Source organism: Cellulomonas sp., assembly GCF_035634735.1.
GTDB lineage: Bacteria > Actinomycetota > Actinomycetes > Actinomycetales > Cellulomonadaceae > Cellulomonas.
Window position 1 is genome coordinate 1 of sequence record NZ_DASQCJ010000203.1, and the last position, 2,438, is coordinate 2,438.

The 2,438-nt window shown below is 76.1% G+C and carries 3 protein-coding genes; 2 read left to right on the forward strand and 1 reads right to left on the reverse strand.

The window, feature by feature from the left end:
* Positions 1 to 824 (reverse strand): alcohol dehydrogenase catalytic domain-containing protein (locus tag VER05_RS16570; protein ID WP_324846420.1); only part of this gene is annotated, 824 nt, incomplete at its 3' end.
* A 110-nt stretch (positions 825 to 934) separates the two neighbouring features.
* Between VER05_RS16570 and VER05_RS16575 the strand changes: the two genes are divergently transcribed.
* Both VER05_RS16575 and VER05_RS16580 read left to right on the forward strand, forming a co-directional pair.
* Positions 935 to 1,378 carry a hypothetical protein gene (locus VER05_RS16575; RefSeq protein ID WP_324846421.1) on the forward strand — a complete coding sequence of 148 codons (444 nt, stop codon included), beginning with the start codon at positions 935 to 937 and terminating at the stop codon, positions 1,376 to 1,378.
* A 128-nt stretch (positions 1,379 to 1,506) separates the two neighbouring features.
* Positions 1,507 to 2,438: hypothetical protein (locus VER05_RS16580; RefSeq protein ID WP_414647643.1), on the forward strand; the 932-nt coding region annotated here is incomplete at its 3' end.

A 2,438-nucleotide genomic window follows, 5' to 3' on the forward strand; every position in this document is an offset into this window, starting at 1 on the left:
TGCAGCTTGAGCTTGGCCGCGGTGACGTGCTGGACCAGGTTGCCGTCCGCCTCGGCGCCGACGGCCTCGATCACCCGGTCGAACCCCAGGCCGTCGGTGGCCCTCTTCATCTCGACGACGATGTCCTGGTGCTCGGTGTAGTTCCGGGTCTCGGCGTAGGCGAACTCCTTCGCCTTCTCGAGCCGGTAATCGAGCTGGTCGATGACGACGACCCGGCCCGCGCCCATCAGCCAGGCCGACCGCGCCGCGAATAGCCCGACCGGGCCGGCGCCGAGCACGGCGACGGTGTCGCCCTCGTGGATGTCCGCGAGCTGCGCGCCGAAGTACCCGGTGGACAGCGCGTCGGTCATCAGCAGCGCGTCCTCGTCGTCCAGCCAGTCCGGGATCTTCTCCGGGCCGACGTCGGCGAACGGCACGCGCACGTACTGCGCCTGGCCGCCGTCGTAGCCGCCCGTCGTGTGGGAGTACCCGTAGATGCCGCCGACGGCGGTCGCGTTCGGGTTCACGTTGTGGCAGTTCGAGTACAGGCCCCGGGCGCAGAAGAAGCAGGTCCCGCAGTAGATGTTGAACGGGACCATCACGCGGTCGCCGACCTGCAGGTGCTGCACCGACGACCCGACCTGCTCGACCACGCCGATGAACTCGTGACCGAACGTGTGGCCGATCCGGGTGTCCGGCATCATCCCGTGGTAGAGGTGCAGGTCGGACCCGCAGATCGCCGCCCGCACCACCTTCACGATCGCGTCGTTCGGATGCTCGATCCTCGGGACGTCCTTCTCCTCCACGCGGACCTTGTACGGCCCGCGGTAGACCATGGCGCGCATCGGCGTTCCCCTCTCGCGATCAGGTGCCTCCAGCCTGCGGAACGGGCGACGATGTCGCATCTGGGGCCGTTCCGGGGACACCGCGGGACGTCTGGTGCGACGATCGGGGCATGACCGCCACCCGCACCGCCGCCGCCCTGCTCAGCTCCGCGCTGCTCGCCGTGCTCGCCGCCGGCTGCACCGCGACGGACGTCCCGGCCGCCTCGCCCGCGAGCCCGGCGCCGCCGGCGACGGAGCACCTGGGCGAGCAGCCGACCCCGGACGTGACCGGGGTGGTGGCGGTCGACGCGGACGGCAGGCCGACGCTCAGCCAGGCGTCGGACGACTACTTCGAGGCGATGCCCCTCGGCACGTTCGACGAGGAGCCCGTCCCCGTGCTGGCGGCGGACGGCTCCCGGGTGACGCTCGCGGACCTGCGCGACGGCGACAGGATCGAGATCTGGCTGCCCCCCGTCGCCCTGTGCGGGGAGTCGATGCCGGTGCAGTGCGAGCTCCGCACCGTGCGGGTGGCCGAGGCGGCCGAGCCGGCCCCGAGCCCGACGCCCGCCGGCTGACGCCGCTCGGCGCCCGGAGCCGCGCCCGCGGGCGCCGCGGGCGCCGCGGGCCCGCCGGACGCCCTTCGTCCCGTCAGGCGGATCGCGCCGAGGGCACGACCGGACGGCGCGCCGTAGCATCGCCACCGATGAGCAGCACGACGTCCGCCCCGGTCGGCGCCGTCGACCCCGGCGGCCCGGCGCGCGACCTGCTCGCCCGGCACGGCGCCCTCGCCGCCCGCGCCCGCGCGGTGCTCGACCACCTCGACGGCGCGACGGTCCGCGTGGCCGCGCTGGTGGAGGCCGACCGCGAGCACCGGGTCCGCGCCGAGCTCGGCGTCGTGCCCGTCGAGCAGCTCGGCGCGATGACCGACCGCAACCTGCGGCTGCGGGCCCTGACCGACGCCGGGTACGCGACGGCCGCGGACCTGCTCGGCGTCCCGGCCGCGACGCTCGACGAGGTCCCCGGCGTCGGGGCGCAGACGGCGCGCAGCGTCGTCGCCGCCGTGCAGCAGCTCGCGGAGGCCGTGCGGGCCGGGGTGCCGGTGCGGCTGGAGGTGGACCGGGCCGGGCGGCCGGACACCGCGACGACGGCCGAGGTGCTGCGGCTGCTCGACCGGCTGCTCCGGCTGCGACCCCTCGTCGAGCCGCACCGCGAGGCCCTGACCGGGTACGCGTCGGCGGTCGCGGTGCACGCGGCGTCGGCGGCGCCCGCGGCGGGGCGGCTGCGGTTCGCGCTGTCCCGGCGGACGACGCGGGACCGGGCCCGGCGGGCGCTGGCGGCGCTGGCCGGCTGGGACGCGACGCTCGGCGCGGGCGGGCTCGCCGCGGCGGTCGACCGGCTCGCCGCCGCGTGCGCGATCCCCGACGCCGACGGCCCCGCGCTGTGGGACGTGTTCGAGCGGCGCGCCGCCGAGCTCTACGGCGTGCTCGGCACCATCGTCCCGCTCGCCCAGGACGTGCTCGCCGCGCGCGGCCTGCTCACCGCGGAGCTCGCCGAGCGGGTCGCCGCGCACCCCCTCGACCTGTCGGCGATGCGGGTGCCGCTGCGCGGGTACCAGGAGTTCGGCGCGCGGTTCGC

Coding starts and splice junctions, on each gene's coding strand:
- VER05_RS16575 (WP_324846421.1), top strand. CDS start 935: ATGACCGCCACCCGCACCGCCGCCGCCCTGCTCAGCTCCGCGCTGCTC.